This window comes from Streptomyces sp. NPDC006309 (assembly GCF_040613095.1).
Classification (GTDB): Bacteria; Actinomycetota; Actinomycetes; order Streptomycetales; family Streptomycetaceae; genus Streptomyces.
On sequence record NZ_JBEXRO010000018.1, the window covers coordinates 31,436 to 56,605 of the forward strand.

The 25,170-nt window shown below is 73.2% G+C and carries 28 protein-coding genes; 13 read left to right on the forward strand and 15 right to left on the reverse strand.

Going from position 1 to position 25,170, the window contains the following annotated elements; translation table 11 throughout:
* Positions 1-79 precede the first annotated feature (79 nt).
* The 3 genes from ABZ117_RS22550 to ABZ117_RS22560 form a co-directional block, all read right to left on the reverse strand.
* The gene (locus tag ABZ117_RS22550) at positions 80-535 is read right to left on the reverse strand and encodes a MarR family transcriptional regulator (RefSeq protein ID WP_356823375.1); all 456 of its coding nucleotides are present in this window, start codon (positions 533-535) and stop codon (positions 80-82) included.
* The gene (locus ABZ117_RS22555; protein ID WP_356823376.1) at positions 532-1,026 is read right to left on the reverse strand and encodes a MarR family transcriptional regulator; all 495 of its coding nucleotides are present in this window, start codon (positions 1,024-1,026) and stop codon (positions 532-534) included. Before ABZ117_RS22555 ends, ABZ117_RS22550 begins: the two co-directional genes overlap by 4 nt.
* A gap of 278 nt (positions 1,027-1,304) precedes the next feature.
* Positions 1,305-1,736 (reverse strand): hypothetical protein, encoded by a 432-nt coding sequence (locus ABZ117_RS22560; RefSeq protein WP_356823377.1) that lies wholly within the window; start codon positions 1,734-1,736, stop codon positions 1,305-1,307.
* A gap of 509 nt (positions 1,737-2,245) precedes the next feature.
* Here ABZ117_RS22560 and ABZ117_RS22565 point away from each other — a divergent pair.
* The 4 genes from ABZ117_RS22565 (at position 2,246) to ABZ117_RS22580 (ending at position 4,394) form a co-directional block, all read left to right on the forward strand.
* Complete coding sequence (locus ABZ117_RS22565) at positions 2,246-2,638, forward strand: sortase-dependent protein (protein ID WP_356823379.1); 393 nt, start codon at positions 2,246-2,248, stop codon at positions 2,636-2,638.
* Entirely contained in the window at positions 2,635-3,291 is a 657-nt protein-coding gene (locus tag ABZ117_RS22570; protein ID WP_356823381.1) for a class F sortase, read from the forward strand. Before ABZ117_RS22565 ends, ABZ117_RS22570 begins: the two co-directional genes overlap by 4 nt.
* A 133-nt stretch (positions 3,292-3,424) precedes the next feature.
* Positions 3,425-3,916, forward strand: a complete 492-nt coding sequence (locus ABZ117_RS22575; RefSeq protein WP_356823383.1) for an RNA polymerase sigma factor — start codon at positions 3,425-3,427, stop codon at positions 3,914-3,916.
* The gene (locus tag ABZ117_RS22580; RefSeq protein ID WP_356823385.1) at positions 3,900-4,394 is read left to right on the forward strand and encodes a hypothetical protein; all 495 of its coding nucleotides are present in this window, start codon (positions 3,900-3,902) and stop codon (positions 4,392-4,394) included. The genes ABZ117_RS22575 and ABZ117_RS22580 overlap by 17 nt, the downstream gene beginning before the upstream one ends.
* Before the next feature lie 162 nt (positions 4,395-4,556).
* Here the strand turns inward: ABZ117_RS22580 and ABZ117_RS22585 are convergent, their stop codons facing one another.
* The 3 genes from ABZ117_RS22585 to ABZ117_RS22595 form a co-directional block, all read right to left on the reverse strand.
* Positions 4,557-4,847, reverse strand: coding sequence for a hypothetical protein (locus ABZ117_RS22585; protein ID WP_356823387.1), 291 nt, complete (start codon positions 4,845-4,847; stop codon positions 4,557-4,559).
* Between the two features lie 230 nt (positions 4,848-5,077).
* Positions 5,078-5,248, reverse strand: coding sequence for a hypothetical protein (locus tag ABZ117_RS22590; RefSeq protein ID WP_356823389.1), 171 nt, complete (start codon positions 5,246-5,248; stop codon positions 5,078-5,080).
* A gap of 581 nt (positions 5,249-5,829) precedes the next feature.
* The gene (locus ABZ117_RS22595; RefSeq protein WP_356823390.1) at positions 5,830-6,927 is read right to left on the reverse strand and encodes a LacI family DNA-binding transcriptional regulator; all 1,098 of its coding nucleotides are present in this window, start codon (positions 6,925-6,927) and stop codon (positions 5,830-5,832) included.
* Positions 6,928-7,159: 232 nt separating this feature from the next.
* Between ABZ117_RS22595 and ABZ117_RS22600 the strand changes: the two genes are divergently transcribed.
* From ABZ117_RS22600 to ABZ117_RS22625, 6 genes are all read left to right on the forward strand, one after another.
* Entirely contained in the window at positions 7,160-8,338 is a 1,179-nt protein-coding gene (locus tag ABZ117_RS22600) for an ABC transporter ATP-binding protein (RefSeq protein WP_356823392.1), read from the forward strand.
* Positions 8,339-8,354: 16 nt separating this feature from the next.
* Positions 8,355-9,626 (forward strand): spermidine/putrescine ABC transporter substrate-binding protein, encoded by a 1,272-nt coding sequence (locus tag ABZ117_RS22605; protein WP_356823394.1) that lies wholly within the window; start codon positions 8,355-8,357, stop codon positions 9,624-9,626.
* Positions 9,590-10,498: an ABC transporter permease gene (locus ABZ117_RS22610; RefSeq protein ID WP_356823396.1), complete on the forward strand. Its 909-nt coding sequence runs from the start codon at positions 9,590-9,592 to the stop codon at positions 10,496-10,498. Before ABZ117_RS22605 ends, ABZ117_RS22610 begins: the two co-directional genes overlap by 37 nt.
* The gene (locus tag ABZ117_RS22615) at positions 10,495-11,337 is read left to right on the forward strand and encodes an ABC transporter permease (protein WP_356823397.1); all 843 of its coding nucleotides are present in this window, start codon (positions 10,495-10,497) and stop codon (positions 11,335-11,337) included. The genes ABZ117_RS22610 and ABZ117_RS22615 overlap by 4 nt, the downstream gene beginning before the upstream one ends.
* 78 nt (positions 11,338-11,415) lie before the next feature.
* A complete protein-coding gene (locus tag ABZ117_RS22620; RefSeq protein WP_356823399.1) occupies positions 11,416-12,417 on the forward strand; it encodes an SIS domain-containing protein in 1,002 nt (333 codons plus the stop codon).
* 118 nt (positions 12,418-12,535) lie between these two features.
* A complete protein-coding gene (locus ABZ117_RS22625; RefSeq protein ID WP_356823401.1) occupies positions 12,536-13,444 on the forward strand; it encodes a PfkB family carbohydrate kinase in 909 nt (302 codons plus the stop codon).
* Between the two features lie 42 nt (positions 13,445-13,486).
* On the opposite strand, the gene kynU is transcribed toward ABZ117_RS22625, so the two are convergent.
* From kynU to paaA, 9 genes are all read right to left on the reverse strand, one after another.
* A complete protein-coding gene (gene kynU / locus ABZ117_RS22630; protein WP_356823403.1) occupies positions 13,487-14,737 on the reverse strand; it encodes a kynureninase in 1,251 nt (416 codons plus the stop codon).
* A gap of 43 nt (positions 14,738-14,780) precedes the next feature.
* Positions 14,781-15,629 carry an alpha/beta fold hydrolase gene (locus ABZ117_RS22635; protein ID WP_356823405.1) on the reverse strand — a complete coding sequence of 283 codons (849 nt, stop codon included), beginning with the start codon at positions 15,627-15,629 and terminating at the stop codon, positions 14,781-14,783.
* A complete protein-coding gene (locus tag ABZ117_RS22640; RefSeq protein ID WP_356823407.1) occupies positions 15,619-16,473 on the reverse strand; it encodes a tryptophan 2,3-dioxygenase family protein in 855 nt (284 codons plus the stop codon). Before ABZ117_RS22640 ends, ABZ117_RS22635 begins: the two co-directional genes overlap by 11 nt.
* 103 nt (positions 16,474-16,576) lie before the next feature.
* Positions 16,577-17,353: an SDR family oxidoreductase gene (locus ABZ117_RS22645; protein ID WP_356823409.1), complete on the reverse strand. Its 777-nt coding sequence runs from the start codon at positions 17,351-17,353 to the stop codon at positions 16,577-16,579.
* A 55-nt stretch (positions 17,354-17,408) separates the two neighbouring features.
* Positions 17,409-18,482 (reverse strand): 2Fe-2S iron-sulfur cluster-binding protein, encoded by a 1,074-nt coding sequence (locus tag ABZ117_RS22650; protein ID WP_356823411.1) that lies wholly within the window; start codon positions 18,480-18,482, stop codon positions 17,409-17,411.
* Positions 18,483-19,261: 779 nt separating this feature from the next.
* Entirely contained in the window at positions 19,262-19,756 is a 495-nt protein-coding gene (gene paaD, locus ABZ117_RS22655; protein WP_356823599.1) for a 1,2-phenylacetyl-CoA epoxidase subunit PaaD, read from the reverse strand.
* 74 nt (positions 19,757-19,830) lie between these two features.
* Positions 19,831-20,628 (reverse strand): 1,2-phenylacetyl-CoA epoxidase subunit PaaC, encoded by a 798-nt coding sequence (gene paaC / locus ABZ117_RS22660; protein ID WP_356823413.1) that lies wholly within the window; start codon positions 20,626-20,628, stop codon positions 19,831-19,833.
* The gene (locus ABZ117_RS22665) at positions 20,612-20,923 is read right to left on the reverse strand and encodes a 1,2-phenylacetyl-CoA epoxidase subunit B (RefSeq protein WP_356823415.1); all 312 of its coding nucleotides are present in this window, start codon (positions 20,921-20,923) and stop codon (positions 20,612-20,614) included. Before ABZ117_RS22665 ends, paaC begins: the two co-directional genes overlap by 17 nt.
* Entirely contained in the window at positions 20,923-22,026 is a 1,104-nt protein-coding gene (gene paaA, locus ABZ117_RS22670; protein ID WP_356823417.1) for a 1,2-phenylacetyl-CoA epoxidase subunit PaaA, read from the reverse strand. Before paaA ends, ABZ117_RS22665 begins: the two co-directional genes overlap by 1 nt.
* Positions 22,027-22,433: 407 nt before the next feature.
* On the opposite strand from paaA, the gene ABZ117_RS22675 reads away from it, so the two are divergent.
* The 3 genes from ABZ117_RS22675 (at position 22,434) to ABZ117_RS22685 (ending at position 24,916) form a co-directional block, all read left to right on the forward strand.
* Positions 22,434-22,685 (forward strand): acyl carrier protein, encoded by a 252-nt coding sequence (locus ABZ117_RS22675; protein ID WP_356823419.1) that lies wholly within the window; start codon positions 22,434-22,436, stop codon positions 22,683-22,685.
* On the forward strand, positions 22,685-24,163 hold the full coding sequence (locus ABZ117_RS22680; RefSeq protein WP_356823421.1) for an AMP-binding protein: 1,479 nt from the start codon (positions 22,685-22,687) through the stop codon (positions 24,161-24,163). Before ABZ117_RS22675 ends, ABZ117_RS22680 begins: the two co-directional genes overlap by 1 nt.
* Positions 24,164-24,250: 87 nt before the next feature.
* Positions 24,251-24,916: a 4'-phosphopantetheinyl transferase superfamily protein gene (locus ABZ117_RS22685; protein ID WP_356823423.1), complete on the forward strand. Its 666-nt coding sequence runs from the start codon at positions 24,251-24,253 to the stop codon at positions 24,914-24,916.
* The last annotated feature ends 254 nt before the right edge of the window (positions 24,917-25,170 follow it).

Sequence of the window (25,170 nt, forward strand, 5' to 3'; positions counted from 1 at the left end):
TTGCGCGGCCGCGGTGTGGAGTGGCTACGACCCGCACGGTCGCAACAGATCCTGATCAGCTCGGTCGGATGGTCGGCGGTCAGGCGGTCAGCGCCGCAAGCTCCGCGTCGGCGCGCTCCCTGACCAGGGCGAGGACGCGGCCGGCGGCGGCCAGGTCCTCGGCGGGTATCCCGCCCCAGATGCGGTCGGAGACGGGGGCGGTCTCCGCGCCGACGGCCGCGAGCAGCTCGCGCCCTGCGTCCGTGGGGCGAAGGTGCGTCCCGTCCGCGGCGAGCAGTTGCTTGGCCAGCAGCTCGTCGAGAGTGGCGTGGATGTCGGCTGGATCGGCTTTGAGGGAGCCCCGGACCTGGGTGACGAGACCGTCCGGCGTCTGCGGGACATCGGCGGTGACGGCGGCGCGCAGGGCGATCTGCTGCTGGAACGTTATGCCGTGCCGGGCCAGGACGTGCTCCAGAGCCCCGCGGGCGGCGTAGTGGGCCAGGCCGAGGGCGCGGGCGTCCGCGGCGGGCGTGGGGGCGGATGCAGTGGTGGTCATGGTGTTGTCCCCTCAGTTGTCCGGTCGTTCGGTACGGATGGTGCGAGAGGTGCGTCGAGCAGGGTGGTCAGCTCGTCGGTGAACGCGCGTGTCCGCGGGGCGTCGAAGCCGCCGAGCGGTTCCAGCAACTGCCGGTGCAGCTCCTGGACCACCGCTATGGCCTGCCGCGTGACGGCCCGGCCCTGCTCAGTGAGGGCGAGCTGCATGGCGCGCGGGTCGCGGGGATCGCGGGTGCGCTCGATCAGGCCGGCCGACTCCAGAGCGCGCGCCAGCTTCGAAACGTACAACGCCTCAAGGCCGGTGTGGTCGGCAAGTTGGCGCTGACTGGGCCGCTCGCCGGCGCGCTGCATGCCGTGCAGCGACGCGACGAGTGAGTACTGGGCGTGGGTGAGGCCCAGCGGAGTCACCGCGCGATCGACCGCGACGCGCCACTTGTTGGCAAGCCGCCATACCAGGAAGCCGGGCGTGGGACCCGGTGAACCTTTGCTCATACTAGTTACAGTACATGGCTACTATGTTTATGGCTACTATTTTCTGGCGAATGTGACGGCGCACCCCGAGCAGACCGACGCCTCCGACCGACCTGGGGGCTTGCCCCGGTCACTGGGGCGCGGCGCCGTCCGAGGGCGGCGCGGGGCGCCGGGTCGGGGTCACCCCAGCGCAGTCACGCGGCGGCCGGGGCCGGCCGGGGCAAGAGCGGACGGTTCGGGAGCGCGGTCCGCGGTGAAGGCGGCCGCGTGGCGGTGCAGGGCCGGCAGGTGCACGCCGATCACGGTGGTGACCGCCCGGTCGCCGGAGCGGGCGGCGAGGGCTCCGTCCACCAGGTCGAGGACATCGCCCGGCATGGTGCCGCCCGCTCGGGCGAGAGGGCGGAGCACTCGATCGGACAGCTCAGCGCGCGCATCGTCGGATCCGACTCCAGCGGTCTCCCGCTCGGCTCGCCTTTCTGCTCCCACCCCGTCGACCCCTCCCCCGGCCCCGCGTCGCCGGGGGCGGGCGGAGTGTCCGGGCGTGCGGGCGGCGGGGCGGCGGGGCGGGTGAGGGCGGCGGCAAGCGCGTACATAGGGTCCAGTGCGGCCGGCAGGTTGTCGGCGAGGTCGGCGCCGGTGTTCCACACATGGGTCAGCAGGTCGGACAGCGCCTCCTCGGCGAAGAGCACCGCTGCCGTGCGGTCGCCGGCCAGTGAGCGGCGCAGCGGCACGCCCGCGTGCGTGCGCCGCTCCGGGGCGCCCGGACAGGGGAAGGCGACGGGATGCCGGCGCCCACGGTGCCGTCCGGCCCGACGTCATCCGGCATGGAGGCAAGGATCGAGACGCCCGTGTCGTCCTGGTCCACCCTCCGCCGCTCCTCCGGCAGATACGACGGCCTCGGTCGCGCGGCGCCGCCTCGGCGCCGCGGTCCCCCGCGACGGCGTCCGGGTCATCGCGGCCCCCTTCGTCACGCCGTGACGCCTCCGTCCTCGCCCCGGTCCCGGCCGTGCGCCGCTGTCCGTACGGCCGCCCGCCGGCCCTGCGGGCCACCCGCGGGGCCAGGGTGCGCCACTGGCGTCGGCGTATTTTCTCGACCGCTCGGGAACGGCCCCCGTGGCTGAGGTCCCCGCGTGACTTTGCCTGCTCTTTACAACCTGGTTCCGCCCCGCTTCGTCTCTCCGCTCGATTCCGGCAACCGCCCGCCCGACCCTGCGGGCGGCCGACGAGAGAGAGCCATCCGATGCGCCGAACCCTCCTCAGTGCCACGGCACTCGCGTGCACCGCCGTGCTGGCGGGCACCGTGCCCGCCTTCGCCGACGGGACCACGCCCACCCAGACCCCTTCCAAGGTCGCCACGCCCACCCAGGCCCCTTCCAAGGTCGCCACCCCCACCCCCAGCGCCCCCGCCCAGGACAGCACCAAGAACGGCCGCAGGCCGCGCACCGGGCCCACCCAGGCCCCGGCCCGCGACCAGGTCGGCAAGGTGCCCGCGGGGGCGCCCGACACCGGCGTCACCAGCCCCGCCGCGGACTCCGGCTCCCATGACGGGCTGATCGGCGGCGCCGCCGGTGCGGCGCTGGTGCTGGCCGGCGGAGCCGTCTTCGTCGTCCGCCGCCGGGCGACCGGGGCATGACACCGCTCTCCAGGCGCGCGTTCGGCGGCGCGGCACTGACCGCGCTGCTGGCCGGTTGCGGCGGTGTCGGGACCGACCGGCCCGTGCCCGCCCACCCGGCGGGCACGCACCACGGCACCCCGGGCGCCGAAAACACCCCGCAGGCAAGCCCGTCGGCCAAGCCGCAGGGCACCGGCGACGCCCCGCGCCCGCTGCGCCGTTCGGCACCGGTCCGGCTCCGCATCCCGGCCATCGGGGTCGACACCCCGCTGCTCAGCCTCGGCCTGGCACCGGACGGCACCGTGCAGGTCCCCCCGGTCACCGCACACGACCGGGCGGGCTGGTACCGGAATTCGCCGACGCCGGGGCAGCGCGGACCGTCGGTGATCCTCGGCCACGTCACAGTCGGCTCCTACGGCGACGGAGTCTTCCGCCACCTGGACCGACTGCGGACCGGCGAGAGGATCGTGGCCCGCCTGGAGAACGGCACGCAGGCGGAGTTCGCCGTCACCGCCATCCGCACGGTGGCCAAGGCACACTTCCCGACCGAAGACGTCTACGGGAACGTGGACCGCCCGGAACTGCGGCTCATCACCTGCGGCGGCCCGCGTGACGGCCACGGCTACCGTGACAACGTGATCGTCTTCGCCACCGTCAGCTCCACCGGTCCGTGACGGACCGGCACCCCGCGGCGGCGGCCGGGCCGGCGAACGCGACACCGCCGGCCCGGCGTCATCCCCTCGCGGGGCGCCGGCCCGCCCGCGGCCCTCACCCGTGCCCGACCCGGCACCCCGACCCTGGAGAGCGTTGAAACGGTCCCGCGACAAGGCAGCGTCCGAACTGTTCGCCGCCCTGTACCCGCGCCTCGCCGGCTGGTGCCGCCGCCTCGTCGACGACGACGAGACGGCCCACGAGATCGCCTCCGAGGCGTTCACCCGGCTCTGGGCCCGCTGGACGTCCGTGGAGGAGCCCCGCGGGTTCCTCTACGTGACCGCGGCCAACATCGTCCGCGACCACTGGCGCAAGCTCGAACGCGAACGCCGGGCCGTACGCCGCGCCACCACCGAGGCCTCGCTCAGCCCCCACACCGAGCAGAGCGACCCCTCGGTGCGCCTGCTCGTGCAGTCCCTGCCGGAACGACTGCGTGTCCCGATCCTCCTCCACTACTACGCTGACATGCCGATCCGGGAGGTGTCCGCACTGACCGGACGCAAGGAAGGAACGGTCAAGGCCGACCTGCACGCGGCCCGGGAACTGCTCCGCGTCCACCTGAGGAGAAACCTTGACCACTCGCTTTGACAACGACCCGGAGTCCGCGTCCGACGACCCGCTCATGGTGATCCTCCGGCCGCCCGCCGACCGCCTCGGCCCGCCACCCGGCCGCTACAAGGCGATCCGCCGCACGGCGGCCCGCCGCAAACTGCTGCGCGCCGCCGGCGGGGCGGCCCTGACGTGCGCGGCGGCAGCCCTCGTCGCACTGCCGCTGCACCTGTCCGGCTCGTCCGGCCCCGCGACGCCGACGGTTCCGCTAGCTCCGCCGCCCCCCGCGACGGCGCCGGGCCCCACTCCCCCGCCGGAACCGACCGCCCCGGCCTCCGATTCCGCCACCGCGGGCCCCCGCAAGAGTGCCGGCGCCGACGCGCCCCCGAGCCGCGCGCCCAGCCCTACGGCCACCCCCGGCTCCCGTGAGACGGCCCGGACCGGCCCGCGCCGCCCGGCGTCGTCGCGGGAGCAGACCCCGGCGTACCCCACACCGGAGGCAACCAGCCGCAGGTAACCGGCGGCGGGGGGGCGGGCCGCGCCTCGCGCTCAGGCGGCCGGCGTGCCCTGATGGATGTGCCTCCACGAGCCCGTAGCCGCCAGGCGCCGGAGCATCAGTGTCTGTTCTCGGACCTGTCGCGGCAGGTCGAGCCATGTGACGCGGCACGGGGCGCAGCACTCACGGCGCCGACCGGGCCTGGTCGGTCCGGCCGAGATGTCGGCTGATCAAGGTGACGTGGGGAGCCGAGGGCGTGGCCGGTTCCGGCTGCCGAGCCGTTGAGGACGTCAGGCCGGTACCGGAGGCGTACGAGAGGGTTCGTCGTCGGGGCCAGGCGTCGAGGATGCCGCCCTGTTCGAGGGTGGGGAGGTGGGGTGCGGGCAGGTCCAGGTGCAGGCCCAGCTCCTGTGCGGGGTCCCTATCGCCGGACGGTGCGTTGCGCGGTGGCGTGTCGTGGATCTCGACGGTCATCCCCGATTTCGCCGCTGGTCTGCAACCGGCGGTCGTGTACGGGCACTTACTGGTTCCCGTACACGACCCGCCCGGTCAGACCAGACCTGTGCGCACCTCGGGCGACCAGTTCCCGATCCGTACGAGGGCACGACAGGCGGTCCGGTTCCCCCGCGCCGGGGTGGGCCGGCCTCCACTCGGGCGGGACGCGGCGGCGAGCGAGCGGGAGAAACCACGCAACGTCCGTACCGTCACCATCTCGTGGTGTCCTGCATGGGGCGGGCGGGCAGATCCGATGCGGATGCCCAGGGCATCACCCGTGCCAGGTCGCGGTGTATACGGTCGGCTTCGCCGCGTACCTGGTTGGGGATGTCGCCGCGCTCGGCGACGAGGCGGCTGAAGATGGGGGTTTCCTGGAACACGGTGCAGTCTGCTTTCTATAAGTGGCCGGCCCGGGCCGGGCCGTGCGGGGTGCTTACGGGTGCGGGGCGAGCCCGAACCGGTTCATCACGTCAGTGAACAACTCCTGCGCGCTCTCCATGAGACTCTGGGCCACCTCGGCGGGGGCCGGCTGCCGGTCCCCGGCTGGATCCGGCGGGGATGACGGGCACGATCGGACATAGTCGGGCCAGCCGGTGAGGTCCGCGGCCACGGCTGCCCGGGCCGGTCGCCGGCTCGGCGATCCACTCGCAGCCCTCCGTGCCGAGTGCGTGGTCCGGGTCGAGGGAAGTGTTCACTGGCGCTCCAGCGTGTGGTCGGTGAGCGGCGCGGCGGCGAACGCCGCGGCCGGGGACGCGTCCGCGGCCTTCTGGCACCACCCCAGCATCGCCGCTGCCATCAGCACCACCAGAACGTACACGTTCCCCAGCCGCATCCCTTCGCCGGGCGGAAAAGCGCCTGTTGGTGTCACCGGCGGCCACGACGGTGCCCAGCAGGGGCGATCGAGGCGTACTGGCCGCCCGCGCCGGACCCCTGTTCTGTCGGCACCGGACCGGTGAGCCCGTCACTGCCCCGGCGCCCGCAGGCGCCGTACCCGCGCGGGCACGGGACCGGTGGACTCGCGCGGCACGTACACAGCGCGCAGGGTGTGCCGGCGAGGACGGGCCGTGGAGCCGTTGATACGGCGGACCAGGATGTCGGCGGCCAGTCCGCCCAGTTCCTGCACCGGCTGGCTGACGACGCTCAGCCGCGGCCGGACGAGTGTGGCCCATTCGGCGTCGTCGAAGCCGATGACCGAGACATCACCGGGGATGTGGGCGTCGAGGTCGAGCAGGGCGTCGAGGGTGCCGAGCGTGGCCACGTTGTCGGTGGTGAACAGTGCGGTGGGCCGGCCGGGCGAGCTCATCAGCTCCAGTACGGCTGAGCGCGCCCAGGTCCGGTCGTATCCGGTGTGCCGGATCAGCTCCGCCCCGCGCGGGATGCCGGCGGCGCGCAGGGCCTGCCGGTAGCCGGTGAGGCGTTCGGTCGTGGTCCAGATGTCGGCACCGGGTGCTAGCTGTGCGGCGTTCTCGTCGGGGGACGCCGAGGTGACCACGGCGATGCGGGTGTGCCCCGCGTCGGTGAACCTGGAGACCGCCGCCTTGGCGGCACCGCGGTTGTCCACGACGACTGTGTCCAGCGTGGCGCCACTGAGCGCGCGGTCCAGGAGGACCACGGGGATGCCCGCGGCGACGGCCTTGTCGAGGTGCTCGTGGTCGGTCGCGGCGGGTGCCACGACCAGGCCGTCCACGCGCCGCTCGATGAACATCTGCACCGCGGACTTCTCGGTCTCGCCCTTCTCGTCGCTGTTGGCGAGGATGACGTGCAGGCCGGCCTTGGCCGCGACGTCGGTGACGCCGCGCACCGCGCGGGCGAAGTAGGCGTTCTCCACGTCGGCGACGACCACGCCCAGCGTGTGGGTACGTCCGCTGATCATGCTCCGGGCCACCGCGTTGGTGCTGTAGCCCAGTTCGGCGGCGGCGGCCAGCACCCGTTCCCGGGTGGCCGCGCTGGACGAGCCGTATCCGCCGAGGACACGGGCGGCGGTGGCCTGTCCCACGCCGGCGTGCCGGGCGACGTCGGGGATGGTGACGCGTCGCGGCGGCCGTGGGGTGTTGGGCATGGGCGATCTCTCGTGGGTGACGGCTGGGCGGAGGCCGAGGAACCGGCCGATGAAATTCGAGGCCATTCAACCATTGACGGACGACGGCTGTCCGTGGGTAAGGTCAGCCCCGTTGGTAACGTTATCAACTCTCGCCGAGACCGACCCCGTCCGCCTTCTCCACGGGCCGGCCACGGTACGTCCTGCCCGCGTCCGCCCCGCTCGCACGCCCCGAACACCGGAGGTTTCCCGGATGGCAACCGACACCCTCTCGCCACCACCAGCCGCTGGCCCCGCCATCACCCTCGTCGACGTGGTCAAGGACTTCGGCGGCGCCGGCATCCGGGACACGGCGATCGTGCGCGGCGTCGATCTCGCCATCGGCGATGGCGAGTTCTTCTCCCTCCTCGGCCCCTCCGGCTGCGGCAAGACCACCACCTTGCGGATGATCGCCGGCTTCGAGGAACCGACCGGCGGGCAGATCCTCCTGCACGGCTGCGACATGGTCGGCGTGCCCGCCGACAAGCGCGACATCAACATGGTGTTCCAGTCCTACGCCCTCTTCCCGCACCTGAGCGTCGCCGACAACGTGGCGTTCGGCCTGCGCCGCAAACGCGTGCCCAAGGACGAGATCCGCGACCGGGTCGAGAAGATGCTGCACACCGTCGAACTGGCCGACAAGGCCGACCGGTACCCCCGCCAGCTCTCCGGCGGCCAGCAGCAACGGGTCGCGCTCGCCCGCGCCCTGGTCAACCGCCCCCGTGCGCTCCTCCTGGACGAACCCCTCGGCGCCCTCGACCTCAAGCTCCGGCAGAGCATGCAACTGGAACTCAAGCGCATCCAGCGCGAGGTCGGCATCACCTTCATCTACGTCACGCACGACCAGGCCGAGGCTCTGACCATGTCCGACCGGATCGCGGTGATGAACCACGGCCTGGTCGAGCAGGTCGGCCCGCCGCAGGAGGTCTACGAGCGGCCCGCCACCGCGTTCGTCGCCGGGTTCATCGGCACCTCCAACCTGATCGGCGGGCGCCTGACCTCGGTGGGAGCGGCAACCGGGGTGCTCGACCTCGGCGGCGGCCAGCGCGTCACGGTACCGCTGCGGGGCTCCCACGTGGCCGGTGGGACCGTCGAACTCACCGTGCGGCCGGAGAAGATCACGCTGACCACCGAGCCGGCCGACACCGCCAGCCGCGTCCGCGGCACCGTCCGGGAGGTGGTCTACCTCGGTACCTCCACCAGCTACACGGTGGACACCAGCAGCGGAGCGGAGATGACGGTCTTCCAGCCCAACGACGGCAGCGCCTGCGCGTCCCCGTCCCGCGGCGACACCGTCTGGCTCTCCTGGGCCACCGACCACTCCTACCTGCTCACCACCGCCCCCGCCACCCCGGCGACCGCAGCGGACCCGGTTTCCCTCACCTCGCGCTGACGACAGGCGGAGCACCATGCCCGAGCACTCCACACCCTTCGCGCCCCGGCCGCGCGGACTGACCCCGCGCGGCTGCACCCGGCGCGGCCTGCTGCGCGCCGCGGTCGGCGCCGCCGCACTGGCCCCGCTCGCCGCGTGCAGCGTCCCCGGCGCCCGCGTACACGTCCCCACCGGCAAGGCGGAGATCGCCGCCGCCGTCACCGACTTCTGGAGGGGCAAAAAGCGCTCCGGAAGGCTGGACTTCGTCAACTACACGCAGTACATCGACGTCGATCCCGCCGACCAGAGCAAGCACCCCACCCTCGACGCCTTCACCCGCGAGAGCGGCATCGAGGTCACCTACAACGAGCTGATCGACGACAGCGCCTCCTGGTTCGGCAAGATCCAGCCCGAGTTCGCCTCCGGACAGAGCATCGGCTACGACCTGATGGTCGTCGGCGGCGACAGCTACCTCGGCAAGTACATCGAACTCGGCTACCTCGCCCCGCTCGACCACACCCGCCTGCCCCACTTCGCGGAGTACGGCGGAGCCGCCTTCAAGAACTCCCCCTTCGACCACGGCAACGTCTACACCGTGCCCTGGCAGTCCGGCATGACCGGCATCGGCTACGACCCGGCCCGGGTCGGCCGGAGGATCACCAGCTGGCAGGACCTGCTCGACCCGAAGCTGCGCGGCAGGGTCGGCATGTGGAACGACGCGGTCCAGATGGGCAACATCGCGCTGCTGGCCGTCGGCGTGGACCCGGAGACCTCCACCCATGCCGACTGGCGCAAGGCGGCGGCCTGGCTGCGCAAGCAGCGCGACGCCGGCATGGTCCGCTCCTACTCCACCTCGACCTACCAGTCCTCCCTCCAGCGCGGCGACCTGGCGGCCTCCCTCGTGTACTCGGGCGACGTCTTCCAGGCCAATCAGAGCGGCTCGCGCCTGGAGTTCGTCATCCCCGAGGAGGGCGGTCTGCTGTGGACCGACAACCTCTGCATCCCGTCGACGGCCGTCCATCCCGTCGACGCGCTCGCCTACATGGACTACGCCTACCGGCCCGAGGTCGCCGCGAAGATCAGTGAGACCGTGCAGTTCGTCTGCCCCGTTCCCGCCGCGCAGCGCGTCGTCGCACGCGACGCGGCCGCCGCCACCGGCAGGCGGCGCACCGTGCTCGACGCCCTGAGCACCAGCCCCCTGGTCTTCCCGACCGAAGCCGACCAGTCGAAGCTGCGCCGTCTGCGGGTGCTCGACCAAGAGGAGGAGAAGCAGTGGAACGCGCTGTTCGAACCGATCTACCAGGCCTGACCCGGCGCCGTCGCCGTCCCGGGGCGGCGCTGGCCCCCTATCTGATGATCCTGCCGGGCTGGCTGTGGCTGGCCGCCTTCTTCGTCACCCCCGTGATCGTGATGGTGTCGCTGTCGTTGCAGACCGGCGACTTCATCGACGGCTTCCGCCAGAGCTTCCACTTCAGCACGTACGCCGACGTGGTCCGCACCTACCACGTGCAACTGCTCCGGTCCCTGGTCTACGGCGCCGCGGCGACCGTCGGCTGCGCCGTCGTCGGCTACCCGGTGGCCTACTGGATCGCCTTCCGGGCCGGCCGGCACAAATCGGTGTTCCTCTTCCTGCTCCTGCTGCCCTTCTTCGTCTCCTTCGTCATCCGCACCCAGTCCTGGAACGTGGTGCTCGCCGACCACGGCGTCCTGCTCGGACCGCTGAAGGACATCGGTCTGCTCCCGGCCGACTTCCACCTGCTGGCCACGCCCTACGCGGTGATCGGCGGACTGACCTACAACTTCCTGCCGTTCATGGTGCTGCCCGTGTACGTCGCCCTGGAACGGGTGGACCCCGCGGTGATCGAGGCCTCCACCGATCTGTACGCCTCCCAGGCGGGGACGTTCCTGCGCGTGGTGCTGCCGCTGTCGCTGCCCGGGGTCTTCGCCGGCGTACTGCTGACGTTCGTGCCCGCCTGTGCCGACTACGTCAACGCCGGGATCCTCGGCGGTCCCTCCACCACGATGATCGGCAACATCATCCAGACCGAGTACTTCACCAACCTCGACTACCCCGGCGCCTCCGCCCTGTCCTTCGTCCTCATGGGCGCCCTGCTGCTGGCCGTGTTCACCTACGCCCGGGCCCTGGGCACCGAAGAGGTCCTGGAGGCGGCCGCGCGATGACCACCACAACCGTCGCCCCCGCGGCCGGCGCACCCGCCACGCCACATCCACGCCGCGCCGGACGCCGGCGCCGCCCCACCCTGACTCTGTACACCGCCCTGGTGCTGGCCTGGTTGCTGCTGCCGATCGCCGTCATGATCCTGTTCGGGTTCAACGACACCGGCGGCAAGGTGAACTTCACCTGGCAGGGCTTCACCCTCACCTGGTACCGGCACCTGTTCGCCATTCCCAACCTGACCTCCGCGCTGGTCAACAGCCTCACCATCGCCGTGGTCGTCGCCGTGGCCGCCACCCTCCTGGGCACACCGATCGGACTGGCGCTCGGCCGTCACCGCTTCCGCGGCCGGGGCTCGGTGGACCTGCTGATGTTCGCCGCCATCGCCGCCCCCGAGATCGCCCTCGGCGCCGCACTGCTGTCGCTGTTCATCGTCATGGGCGTGCCCCGCGGCTACTGGACCGTCGTCATCGCGCACGTGGCCTTCTGCATCCCCTACGTCGCCATCACCGTACGGGCCCGCATGGCCGGACACGACCCGACGCTGGAGGAGGCCGCCCGCGACCTGGGGGCGGGCCCGTGGACGGCGTTCCGGCTGGTCACCCTGCCGATGCTGCTGCCCGGCGTGGCCTCCGGCGCCCTGCTCTGCTTCGCCCTGTCCATCGACGACTACGTCATCACCAGCTTCAACGCCGGCCGTACGGTCACCTTCCCGCTGTGGGTGTACAGCGCCAGCCGTACCGGCGTGCCCCCGCAGGTCAACGTCATGGGAACGCTGATCTTCGTCGGCGGCCTGATCATCGCCGGGGCGAACGTGCTGTTCTCCCGGCGTCGCGCGACCTGACCGGTCCGCGCTCCTTCGCACACCGGCTCACCGGCACACGCCGGCCGGTACGCAACAACCTCTGAGGAAGTCATCACCGTGCTCAAGTTCAACGAAGCCGAGTTCGTCTGCCAGACGGAGAGCCTGCTGGCGCTGCGTCCCCAGATCGAGAAAGCCGTCGACCGTCTGGCCGACGACGGCTACGACAACGTCCTCCTCGTGGGCGCGGGCGGCACGTACGCCCAGATGTGGCCCTACGAGCACCTCGCCCGGCGTTCCTCGCTGCTGCCGGTGCGGGCCGCCGTCGCCGCCGAACTCGTCGTCTCCGGCGACGCCCGCCTCGGTGAACGCACCATCGCCGTCTTCACCTCCGTCTCCGGCACCACCGACGACAGCCTCCGCGCCATCGACTACTGCAAGTCCCGCGGCGCCCACACGATCGGCTTCACCGGCTACCCCGACTCCCCCATCGCCCGGAGCGTCGACACCGCACTGATCTCCGAGCCCAAGGCCTGGCCGTTCGACGTCCAGCTGCTGCTGTTCATGGGCCGGCTGCTCTCCCGCCGGGGCGAGTTCGAGGGCTACGAACGCCTCGCCGACGAACTCGCCGGCCTGCCCCGGATCCTGGTGGACGTCGCCCGGCAGGCCGAACCGGTGGCGGCGGCCTTCGCCGAGGCCCACAAGGACACCGGCTACCACTTCCTCATCGGCGGCGGGAACCTGTGGGGATTCACCTACCTGTACTCCATGTGCATCCTCGAGGAGATGCAGTGGCTGCGCACCACCCGGGTGCACAGCGCGGAGTTCTTCCACGGCTCGCTGGAACTCCTGGAGGAGAGCACCAGCGTCATCGTCTTCCAGGGGGAGGACGAGACCCGGGCCCTGACCGACCGCGCCGAGGCCTTCGCCAAGCGCGTCTCCAAGGACGTCACCGTCTTCGACACCCGCGACTACCCCCTGGAGGGCATCAGCCCGCAGTTCCGCGGGCTGCTCGCCCCGCTGGTGATGGACACCGTGATGGACAGGGTCAGCAAGCACCTGGAGCGGGTGCGCGACCACTCGCTCGACCTGCGCCGCTACTACCGCGTCATGGACTACTGAGCCCTCCCGGCCGGTACCCCTCGTCCCTCCACGTCCCGCGCGCCGGTGCCCTGGCACCGGCGCGCCCACGGCGGGCGCGGTGCCTTCGCACATCGTGCCCGCACCTCGGGAGTCCCTCATGAACGTCCTCGGCTTCGGCGACAACACCGTCGACCGCTTCGTGGACCGCGGCACCGACTACCCCGGCGGCAACTGCGTCAACGTCGCCGTCTACACCCGCCGGCTCGGTCTGGACGCCGCCTACCTCGGGGTGTTCGGCGACGACGACCTCGGCAGCGCCCTGCGCGCGGCCGTCACCGCCCAGGGCGTCACCGTGGACCGGAGCCTCGTGCGCCACGGCACGACCTCGGTCTCCACCCTGCACGTGCGGGACGGTGACCGGATCTTCCTCGGCTACGACGCCGGCGGCGAAGCCGTCCGCGCACCTCTCCCCCTCACCCCCGCCCTGCTCGCCTACGCCGCGTCGTTCACCCTCGTGCACTCCAGCGTCTACTCCCGCACCGAGGCCGAACTCCCCCGGCTCGCCACGGCCGGCCCACTGGTCAGTTTCGACTTCTCCGACGAGGAGGAGTACCGCACACCCGACTATCTCGACCGTGTCTGCCCCCATGTCGACCTGGCGCTGCTGTCGTGCTCGCACCTGGACGAGGCCGCCACGCGCGCGCTGCTCGCCGAGGCGGTGCAGCGGGGGGCCGGCATGGCGCTGGCCACCCGTGGCCTGGCCGGGGCGATCGCGTACGACGGCCGGATCACGGCCGCCGCGCCGGCCCGTACCGCGGACCCCGGTTCCATGTCCGACACGATGGGCTGCGGGGACGCGTTCGTCGCCGGGTTCGCCGTCTCACTGCTTCGCGACGGATGGTCCCGGCGTGACGCACCGACCCCCGAAGCCCTGGAACGCGCCCTGCACCAGGGCGCGCAGGCGGCCTACCACCAGTGCTTCGTGGAGGCCGCCTTCGGCTGCGGCTGGCCGACGCCGGCGGCGCGGACCGGTGGACGGGACCCGAGTGACCACGCACCCTGCTGACCGGTCAGCAGCCGTTCGTCGGTCGGACGGCCCGTCCGGGTCTCAGGTGACCGGGCCCGAGGGCGGGGGCGTCGGGTCGTAGGCGGCTTCCCGGACGATGCCGCTCAGGTGGGTGGCGGCGGTGAGCAGGTGCTGATGGGTCGTGTAGAGGGCGTTCACGCCGAAGCGCAGCAGGTCCGGGGCGCGCATGTCGATGATCACGCCGCGGTCCGCCAGTACCCGCGTCAGAGCGTGGGCGTGGGGGTGGCGCAGGGCGACGTGGCTGCCGCGGCGGGCGGGGTCGGACGGGGTGACGGGTTCGAAGCCGAGGGGGGCCAGGAGTTCGGCGGTGCAGCGGAGGAAGAAGGCGGTCAGGGAGAGGCTCTTGGCGCGGACCCGGGCCAGGTCGACGCCGTCGAAGACGGTGAGCGCGGCCTCGAGGGCCAGCAGGGACAGGATGGGCGGGGTGCCGATGCGGGCGCGGGCGATACCCGGCGCGGGCGTGTAGTGGCGGTTCAGGCCGAAGGGGTCGGCATGGCCGTTCCAGCCGGGCAGCGGGGTGTCGAGTGCCTCGTGGTGGCGTCGGGCCACGTACAGGTACGCGGGGGCGCCCGGACCGCCGTTGAGGAACTTGTAACCGCAGCCGACGGCGAAGTCCACGCCGAGGGCGTCGAGGTGCAGCGGGATCGCGCCCGCCGCATGGCACAGGTCCCACAGGACCAGCGCGCCGACGCGGTGCGCTGCCTCGGTCAGCGACCCCATGTCGTACAGCTCCCCCGTGCGGAAGTCGACGGGCGAGTAGCTGATCACGGCGACGCGATCACCCTCGGCGGCGAGGAACGACGCCAGGCCGGCCGGGGGGACGTGCCGTACTTCGAGGCCCTGGCGGTCGGCCACCGCCTGCGCGAGGTACCGGTCGGTGGGGAAATGGCCGGGGTCGGTGACCAGCAGCGTCCGGTCGGGGCGCAGTGCGGCGGCGGCGCTGAGCGCGGTGAACGACTGCACGCTGGTGGAGTCCCCCGCCACGGTCTGCCCCGGCGCCGCGCCGAGGAGCCTGCCGACGGCGTCACCCACCCGCAGGGGCGCCTCCCACCAGCCGTTGCTGTTCCAGGAGCGGATGAGGTCGGTGCCCCACTGCCGGGACACGACGTCGGTGAGGGCCTGGGGGACGGCGGCGGGCAGGGGGCCCAGGGAGTTGCCGTCGAGGTAGACGACGCCGTCCGGGAGCAGGAACCGCTCGCGGAGGGGGGCCAGGACGTCGTCGGCGTCGAGTCGCACGGCCTGTTCGTCCAGTGCGGTGGAGGTCGTCGTCACGGTTGCGGGCCTTCCGGTTGTCGTGGTCCGGTGCCGGTGGTCGTCATGGCTGCGGAGTCTTCCGGCTGTCGTCGGCCGGGCGGCGTGCGCCGAAGGCGGCCGACATCTGCCCCAGGGTGTCGGCGACCGCGCGGGCACCGGGCGCGCCCGGTTCGATGAGCGTGTAGTGGCCGGTGCCGGGCAGCACGACGGTCCTCAGGTCACGGTGTACGGACGCGTAGTCGGTGAACTGGGTGAGCGGGACCTCCTCGTCGACGGCCCCGTGCAGCAGCACGGTGGGGACGCCGGTCCTGCCCGCCTCGCGCAGCAGGGTGAGGGGGTCGACCGCGGGCAGCCGCTCCTCGAAGGCGTCGGCACCGCCGAGGAGTTGCAGAGCGGCGCCGTTGCTGAGGTCGTCCCGGCGGGTGGCGGTGAGGTCCGTGATCGGAGCGAGCGCCAGCACGGCGGTGGGCAGGTCCGCGGTGTACCAGCGCGAACCGGTCGGCAGCAGGCCGCGGGCCGCGCACCACAGGGCGAGGTGGCCGCCCGAGCAGTGCCCCGCCAGGACGTACGGCCGTCCCTGGGGCAGGGTGTCCACGATCCGCGCGACATCGTCGAACGTCTCGGGATAGCCGCCGGCGCCACCGGACCGGCGGAAACCCGGCAGCAGGACGTCGAAGCCCTGCTCGCGGAGGTAGGCCGCGAAGGGGGTCAGGTGCATCCGGTCGTAGCGCCAGTATCCGCCGTGCAACAGGATCACCAGCGGGGCGGCGGGGTCGTCGGCCGGCCAGGCGTCGTAGACCTGGTGGGGGTGGTCCCCGTAGGAGCCGTGCACCGGTGCCAGCACCGGCTTGAGGCTCAGTACCCGCTTCTCCTCCTCGGCCGCGAAGGCGGAGATGGTCCTAGAGGCCACCGCGCACCTCCCACAGTTCGGGGAAGACCGGGCGGGCCGCGCGCCGTTCCAGCCAGGCGAGCCCGGCGGAGCCCGCGCTGCCGCTCTTGGTCCCCATGGCACGGCGTACGACCATGACGTGGTCCGAGCGCCAGCGCGTGACGAGTTCGGCGATGTCGGTGAGCAGTTCACCGAGGGCGAGCAGCGGGTGGTGCTGCGGGCCGGCATAGATCTGCCGCCATGCCTCGACCACGCCCGGGTCCGAGGTGTACGGGCCGGTCACGTCCCGGTCCCGGACGTGTTCGGGGACGGGCAGGCCCTGCCGGTGCAGGAAGCGCAGCACCTCGTCGTAGAGGGACGGTTCGCGGTAGGTCTCGCCGAGCGCCTCGTGGACCGATTTGTCGCCCCGGTGCAGGCGGAGCATGCCGGGGGACTTGTCCCCCAGGAGGAACTCCATGTGCCGGTACATCGCCGACTGGAAGCCGGAAGCCCTGCCGAACGCGGCGCGGAAACCGTTGAACTGGGAGGGTGTCAGGGCGGCGATCGGTGCCCAGGCGGCGTTGAGGGCGGTCAGGGCGCGGCGGCTGCGCACCAGTGCGTCCACCGCCGCGTCCAGGTCGTCCTTGGCGAAGGCCGTACCGGCCGTGCGCCACTCGTGGACGATCAGGGTGAACCACAGCTCCATCACCTGGGTGGTGACCAGGAAGCCCATCTCGTCCGGGGCCTCGGTGAGGGGGTGCTGGAGTGTGTTCAGGACGGACGCGTGCACGTAGGCGTCGTAGGGGCTCGCGCCGGGGAAGGGCTGGGTCAACAGGTCGAGGTCGTCCGCGACGGGCGGGGCGAGGGCGGACGTGCTGTCGTTCATGGCATCTCCTAGTGCTGCCACAGGCCGGGAGCGCGGCCCTGCGGCCGGGGCGGGGGGCCACCGGTCGGGCGGTGCGGGAAAAGCGGTGCGGCGAGGGGCTGTCTCACACGCCGAGGTGCACGCCGCCGGAGGCGTCGAGCCACTGGCCGGTCACCCAGCGGGCTTCGTCGCTCGCCACGAAGGACACGACGTCGGCGATGTCCGCGGGCTCGCCGAGCCGGCCGAACACGGAGGCGTCCGAGTACCTCTGGCGGATCTCCGGGATGCGCAGCGTGGGGTTGATCTCCGTCTCGGTGTAGCCGGGAGCGACGCTGTTGACGGTGATGCCCCGGTGGCCCAGTTCCTGCGCGAGGGACAGCGTGAGGTAGTCCAGGGCGGCCTTGGTCATGGTGTAGGCGACGATCGCCGGGAAGGCGAAACGGGTGGCCACCGAGGAGACGTTCACGATCCTGCCGCCGTCGCGCAGCCGGTCCAGTCCGCGCTGGACGATGAAGAACGGTGCTCTGGTGTTGATGGCGAACACCCGGTCGTAGTCGGCCTCGGTGACGTCCGTGATCCGGCGCGGCAGGGTGATGCCGGCGTTGTTGACGAGGATGTCCACGCCCGGGTGCGCGCCCTGACCGGTCAGGGCGCGGTCGAACGCCTCCCAGAGCGCGTCGGCGTCGCCCGGCACACCGAGTTCGGCGTGGACGGGGAAGGCCCGGCCGCCGTCGGCCTCGATCTCCTTCACGGTTCGGTCGGCCGCCGCCCGGTCGTGCCCGTAGTGGACCGCCACGAGGGCGCCCTCCCGGGCCAGGCGCCGGCTGATGGCCCGGCCGATACCGCGGCTGCCTCCGGTGACCAGGGCGGTTCTGCCCTCGTGCCGCAAGGTGGTGGTCAACGTCTTCTCCTTCGGGCGAGTGGGCTGGGGTCGCGCACGAACGTCGTGCGCCGGGTCATGCGTCGAAGTCGAGGGTGAGTTCGGTGCCGAGCGGCCGGGCCCTGCACACGAGCGTGTAGCCCGCGGCGGTCTCCTCGGCGTCCAGGGCGTGCTGGGGTGCCGCCGTCACCCGGCCGGACAGCACGCGGGCCCGGCAGCTGCCGCACACGCCCTCACGACAGGCGTAGGGCACGTCGGGGTGGGCGCGCAGCAGCGCGTCGAGGAGCGTGGCATCGCCGGGTCCGGCGGTCGCCAGACGGCGGTGACCGCCGAGCAGCGCGGTGACACGGGTCTGCTGCGGGGCGGCCGGCGGCCGGGAAGGCGGCGCGCTCGGCCGCGGGGTACCGGTGCCGGTGCCGGTGCCGGTGCCGGCAGGAGTGAACATCTCCGAACGGATCTGGGCCGCCTCGGCGCCCCACGCCGTGAGCGCCCGGCGCACGGAGACGACCAGGCCGGCCGGGCCGCACACGGCGAACGCGGTGCCGGGGCCGGGGCGGGCGCCGACCGCGGTGAGCAGGCGCGGCAGCGTCACACCGTCGACGCGCCCGCCAGGCAGCCCCGCGCCGCGCTCCTCCCTGGTGAGGACGTAAAGGACGGTGAAACGGTCGACGAACGCGTCCTTGAGAAGGGCGAGTTCGTCGGCCAGCAGGGCGTCGGCGGACGTCGGGACCGAGTGGATCAGGGAGACCCGGCAGGCGGGGTCCTCGCGCAACGCGGTGGCGGCCATGGCGGCGAGCGGCGTGATGCCGGAGCCGCCCGCGATCAGGACGTGGTGACCCCCGGGTGGGCCGGGCAGAGCGAACGTGCCGGTGGGCGGGGAGAGCTCGAGGACGTCCCCGGGTACCAGAGCGGTGGCGGCGTGGGCGCCGAAGCCGTCGGGGGCACCGCGCCTGATCACCAGGCGCAGCGCGGCCGGGGCGTCGGGTGGGGGGCACACCGAGTAGCTGCGGCGCAGTTCCCTGCTGGCAAGGCGGTGCCGGACCACGACGTGCTCGCCGGGCCGGTGCGCGAAGACCTCGCGCAGCGGCGCGGGCACCTCCAGGGTGACCGCGACCGCGTCCCCGGGAAGGTGCCCGACCTCGGCGACCACGAGCGGGTACCAGCCGCTGCGCCGGGTCCGGCCGGAGGGTTGCGGACCCGAGGCGACCGGCGCTGCGACAGCGGACGGGACGGCGCCCTCGGCGGAGGCGGGGTCAGGGCCAGGGTCAGGGGCAGGGGCAGCGGGGGTGGTGCTGGGCTCGGCGGGGAGGGTGCCTGTGCTGGCGGAGGCGGGGCGGCGCGCGGCGGGAACGCCGGCGGTGGCGGACACGCCTGCGGCGGAGGCAGTGCCGGGCTCAGCGGGGAAGATGCCGGGCCCGGCCGAGGCAGTGCCGGGCCCGGCGGAGGCGGACACGCCTGCGGCGGAGGCGGAGGCCGGCTCGGCAGGGATGGCCCCGGTCCCGGTGGAGGCACGGTGCGGCGCGGCGGGAACACCTGCGGTGGCGGACACACCTGCGGCGGAGGCAGTGCCGGGCTCAGCGGGGAAGGTGCCGGGCCCGGCCGAGGCAGTGCCCGGCCCGGCCGAGGCGGACACGCCTGCGGCGGAGGCGCAGGCGGGCTCGGCAGGGATAGCGCCGGTCCCGGTGGAGGCAGGGCGCGACGCGGCGGGAACACCTGCGGTGGCGGACACACCTGCCGCGGAGGCAGTGCCGGGCCCGGCGGGGAAGGAGCCGGGCCCGGCCGAGGCAGTGCCCGGCCCGGCCGGAACGTCGGCGGCGGAGGCGGTGCGGGGTTCGGCGGACACGCCTGGGGTGTCCTCGGCCGCGGCGGAGGCGGCCCCGCTCAACGGGACGGCTGTGTGGGAGGTATCGATGGTGTTCACGGTCCGCCTCACAGCGCGCTCAGGTGGGGGAACAGCTCTTGGCATGCCGTGCACCGGAGCACGGACTGACAGCGGGTCGGTCCGAAGGGGCTGTGCGGCCGGGTGGCACGGGAGCCGCAGTGCGGGCAGGGCACCTGGGCCAGCGGGAGCGGGACCGGACCGTCCGCCGGGGCGGGTACGGGCGGGGCGATGCCGTGGGCGGCGAGTCGCGCCCGGCCCGCCTCGGTGATGCGGTCCGTCGTCCACGGCGGGGACAGGACCTGCCGTACCCGCCCCTCGGGGTGACCGCTCGCGGCCAGCACGTCCCGGATCGCGGAGACGATGGCGGGCAGTGCCGGGCAGCCCAGGTAGGTCGGGGTCACCTCCACTTCGAGCACTCCGTCGGCGGCCGGGGCGACCGAGCGGATCACGCCGAGGTCGCCGAGGCCGATCATCGGCAGCTCCGGGTCGGGCAGTGCTTCCACCAGGGCCCGGACGTCGGCCACCGCGCGGGCGGGGCGCAGGGGTACGACGGGTCGCTGCGCCGGAGGTGTCCTCCGGGGCGGCGCCGGGGACGTCACCGAGGGCGTGGGGCCGTTCACCAGCGGCCTCCCGGGAACTGGCGGTACACCGACTGCATTTCGGCGATCAGCGGACCGAACTCCTCGGTGTGCAGGCCCGCCCGCCCGCCGCGGGCCTGCCAGCGCGGGGCCGGCACGGACAGGCCGGCGCGGGCCACGACCTCGCCCACACTCCGCTCCCAGGCCGGACGCAGCGGGGCGGGCGAGGGCACCGTACCCGCCGTGACGAGGTGGCTCAGTACGTCGTCCACGTCGAACAACTCGGCGGTGTAGGGCCACACCCGCTCCAGGCCCCGCTGCATGCGGCGGCAGCTCTCGGGGGTGCCGAGTCCCAGCCGGAGGGTCCAGTTGTCGGCGTGCATCCGGTGGAAGGCCACCTCTCTGGCGGCCCGCTCCCCGAAACCGGCCAGTCGGGGGTCCGCGCAACCGGCCAGGGCCTCGTAGTACAGGACCGCGTAATGGGTGTAGGCGAGCTGCCGGGCGACGGTCACCGCGAAGTCCCCGTTGGCCAGTTCGGTCAGCAGGGCGTTGGTGAACTCGCGGTCGGAGCGGGTGAAGGCGAAGTCGTCCTCGGTACGTCCGGTTCCGTCGGCCTGTCCGCTCAGGGTGAGCAGCGCGCGGGCGTGGCCGACCAGGTCGAGGGCGATGTTGGACAGTGCCATGTCCTCCTCGATGGTCGGCGCGCGTGTGATCCACTGGCACAGCCGCTGCCCGAGGACGAGGGCGTCGTCGCCGAGGCGCAGCAGGTGCACGGCGAGGTGGGCGTCGACGCGCACGGCTTCGGCGGACGCGGCGGGGTCAGTCGAGAGGGTCACCGTCGGGGCCTTTCTCGGTCAGCGGCGCGAACTGCTCCGGGTACCGGTAGGGCTTGTGGTGGGCGCCCGCGAAGAACGGGTCGTGTTCGTCCGGGGAGGCCGCGTGCACGGCGTCCGAGCGGACCACCCACAGCGACAGCGGGTCGCCGCGCCGGGTGTACAGATCACGGGCCCGCAGCAGGGCCGTTTCGGCGTCGGAGGCGCGCACGGACCCCACGTGCTGGTGGGCGAGGCCCCGGCGGGGCCTGAGGAGGACCTCCCAGGACGCCGGGGCGCCCTCTCGCTCCCGGCTCATCAGCGCTCACCCACCCGTTCCCGCGCCCCCTGGGCCGCGTCCGTGTCCGTGTCCGTGATCATGTCCGTGTCCGTGGCCGTGGCCGTGGCCGTGCCGGAAGGTGCCCCGTCCGCTCCGAAGCGCGCCGCGTACGCCGCGGACGCCTCCCGCACCCAGGCGCCGTCCTCGTGCGCCGTGCGCCGGTGTTCGACGCGTTGCCGGGACCAGTGCGTGTCGTCGCCGAGCGCCTGGCGGTAGACGTCCCAGTCGACCGGGGTGAAGTCGTAGTGGCCGCGTTCCTCGTTCCAGCGGATCGCCGGATCGGGGAGGGTGAGCCCGAGGCGCTCGGCCTGGGGGACGCAGCTGTCGACGAAGCGCTGGCGCAGTTCGTCGTTGGTGTGCCGCTTGATGCCCCAGGCCATGGCCCGGCGGGAGACCGCGGCGCCGAGTGCGGCGGTGCGGGCGTCGGTGCCGCCGGCCTCGGTGTCGGGCGGCCCGAACATCAGCGCCACGGCCGGCAGCCACCAGCGGTTCACCGCGTCCTGGGCCATCGCCTTCTGTTCCGGCGTGCCCGCGCACAGGGCGCGCATGAGGTCGTACCCCTGCCGGACGTGGAAGGCCTCCTCCTGGCAGACGCGGCGCATCGCCCGGGCGTACGGTCCGTAGGACGTGCGGCACAGGGGCGCTTGGTTGATGACGGCGGCGCCGTCCGTCAGCCAGGCGACAGCGCCGGTGTCCGCCCACGTCAGCGCGGGGTGGTTGAACGTCGCCGAGGCCCGCTGCTGCCCCGCGTGCAGGGCGTCGAAGAGGTCGGCCCGGTCCACGCCCAGTGTCTCGGCGGCGGAGTAGAGGTACAGCCCGTGCCCGGCCTCGTCCTGCACCTTGGCGATGAGCACCGATTTGCGGTGCAGGGAGGGCGCTCGGGTGAGCCAGGCGCCCTCCGGCTGCATGCCGATGATCTCGGAGTGGGCGTGCTGCGCGATCTGACGGATCATCATGCGGCGGTAGCCGTCGGGCATCCAGTCACGGGGTTCGATCGTCTCGCCCCTGGCGATGAGGCCGTCGAAGTGTGCGAGCAGCTCGTCCTGCGCGGGGGGCGCGGTGCCGGCCGGCTGTGCGCTCATGCGGTGCCTCCGCGGCCGGTCGCCGCCACGGCGGGCGCGTACCGGTCCTCGGACCGGACGTATGGCCTGGGCACTGGCATCACTCCTTCGGCGTCTTTCGGGTTTCGGCCCGCCCGGCGGGCCCCGGCGCGTCGGGCCTCGGGCCGTCCGGCGCGTCGCGGCACGTCCGGATTCGGCCGCCCGGCGCGTCGCGGCGCCCGGTCCGCCGGGCGGGCGCCGCGCGGTCTTTCGTAGGGGAAAGAGGCTCGGAGCGGGCCGCGCTATCCCCGCGTCGGCCGGTGCGGGTGCGTGACAAAGCTCACGCCGGGCTGCGGGGATTGCCGTGCGCCGCGCGGGCCTCTTGTTCGGGTGACACCGGACCCACGAGATCCGCCCGGCGGTCACTCGCCGCGGCGAAAGGGGAAAGCATGAGCACCATCAGGGAGTTGCTGGTCGAACTCACCGGGACCGCGGAGTTCGCCGACGCCGAGCGGGTCGGTGACGACGTCGACCTCGCCGCGAGCGGGATCGACTCCGGCGACCTGGTGCGTCTCGTCCTGCTCGTCGAACAGCGGCTCGGCGTGGAGATCACCGCGGACGACATGGAGCAGCTGCACACGATCGCCGACTACGAGCGGTTCACGGCCGAGCGTTCCGTCGCAGGCGCCGGCGGTGCGTGATGTGGCTGGCACAGCTGCTGGAACGCAACCGCCAGTGCTGGCCCGACCGGTTGGCGCTGGTCGACGACCGGCGCCGGCTCACCTGGTCGCAGTTCCACGACCGCACGCTGGAACTCGCGCGGGGACTGGCCGATCTGGGCATCGGGCGCGGTGACCGCGTCGCGGTGCTGTCCAAGGACCGTATCGAGGTCCTGGAGACATACTTCGCGCTCGCCCGGCTCGGCGCGCTGTTCGTCCCGCTGAACCACAGCCTGACCGTGCCGGAGGTCGCCGGTATCGTCGAACGCGTCGGAGCGGTGGCCGTCCTCGGTGAGTCGGAGCTGCTGGACCGGCACCCCGAGCTGCCGGCGTCGGTGCGGATGAGGGTGGCCCTGGACAAGCCGGTGTTCGAGGCGCTGGGCACCCTGGCCGCCGAGCGTGACCTGCCCGAGGTGGCCGACACCGACCCGATCGCCGTGCTGCACACCTCGGCGACCACAGGACAGGCCAAGGGCGTCACGGTCGACAGCGCGTCGTTCCGCGCGATCGCCCTGGGCTGGCTGGTCATGGCGCGGCCCGGCGACGACATCGTCATGGTCAACTGCTGCCCCCTGTACCACGGAAGCATGGTGGTGTCCCTGACCTACCTGGCGGCCGGGGCCACCGTCGTGCTCATGCCCGGCTTCACCCCGCAGCGGGCGCTGGCCGCGGTGGAGGAACACCGTGCCACACACATGTGGCTGGTCCCTCAGATGCTCCGCTTCATGCTCCAGGCCAAGGGCGCCGGGCGCGCCGACCTGTCCTCGCTGAGGGAGATCCTCTACGGTGCCGCCCCCATGCCCCTGGACGTGTACGCCGACGCGGTGGAGCGTCTCGGCTGCGGTTTCCGGCAGGTCTACGGCATGACGGAGGTGGGCGGGCCCTTCGTCACCCTCGGCCCCGACGAGCACCCGGCCCCCGGGGACGTCACGGCCCGCATCCCCTGCGGACGCGTCGTGCCCGGGATGTCCGCCCGCGCGGTCGACGGAGCCGGACGGGAGCTGCCGCGCGGCGAGATCGGCGAGATCGTCGTGCGCGGGCCGGGCGTCATGCAGGGCTACTGGAACGACCCCGAGGCCACGCGCGAGATCAGCCTCGCCGGCTGGATCAGAACAGGTGACCTGGGGTTCGTGGACGACGCGGGCCGTATCCATCTCGTGGACCGCACCAAGGACGTCATCATCCGGGCGGGGCAGAACGTCTACCCCTCGGAGATCGAGCGGGCCCTGATGTCCCATCCGGCGGTCCGGGACGCCGCGGTCGTCGGGATGCCCGACGAGGACTACGGCGAGGTACCGCTGGCGTACGTCGTCGCCGGACCGGACACCCGGGCCGCGGACCTGCTCGCCCACGTGGGACAGCGACTCGCCCCGTACAAGCGCCCGCGGCGGGTGGAGTTCATCGAGCAGGTGCCCCGCAACCCCGCCGGAAAGATCGTCAAGAAGCTGCTGCGGGCCTGACGCGTGTGCCCGTGTCACTGCCCGGCTCCGACGGCCGGCCCTTGCCCGGGCACGCGCCCGGGGGCAGCGCCCGGTCCGGGTGCCGAGGTGGCCGCCCTGCTCCGCCCGCTGCGGCCGGAGTGGGCGGCGGCCGGGCTCGGGCTGGGCGCCGCCGTCGTCTCGGAACCGCAGGCCGTCCCCGCCGGGCCCGCCGAGGAGGCCGCAGCCGCGGTGATGCCGCCGCAGCGCCGGCTGGAGTTCCTGGCCGGCCGGCTCGCGGCGCGGCGCGCGTTGCGCGCGGTGGGGCTGGACTGCGGGGAGATCCCGCGGGCGGGCCGCCTGCCGGTGTTCCCTCCCGGGCGGGCGGCGTCCATCACGCACAGCGCGGGGGTCGCGGTGGCCGTGGCCCGGGCGCCGGGACGGGACATCCCGCTCGGCTGTGATCTGGAGCTGCGCCGCCTGCCCGCCGGAGCGGCCCGGCTGGTGCTGCGCGAGGACGAGGAGGAGCTGCTGCACGCTCCCGCGCCGGGTGCGGTGCGGTGGTCGGTGACCTCGCTGTTCTCGGCGAAGGAAGCCGCGTGGAAAGCTCTGCACACCGGGCCTGAGGCGCTCCCCGCCGGCAGGCTGAGAAGCCTGCGCGACCTGCTGGCCCGCCCATGCGCCCGCGGGCTGCGGATCGAGGCGCGGCGGGGCCCTGGGCTCGCCGTGCACGTCGAGGTGGTGGCGGTCGGCACGGGCGTCTTCAGCACGGTCCTCGCCTGGGCCGGCCCCTGACCGCCGGCCACCGCCTCACCGCAGGCACCCCGTACACCGGCAACGGCACCGCGCAACCGCCCGCACGAGCGGTGCCGCTCTCCTTCCCGCTCCCCGCCGAAGCCGCGTCGGCGTTCGTCGATCGTGACGCGCCGACGGAAATCGGGTGCGGGGGCCTGTCGTTCAGCCCTCTCGCGTTCCTCGTTCTTCCCGGCGGCCGTCCGCCTGCTTCGCACTCGGGCCCGGTGGTCGGCACCGCCCCGAGTGCGAAGCGT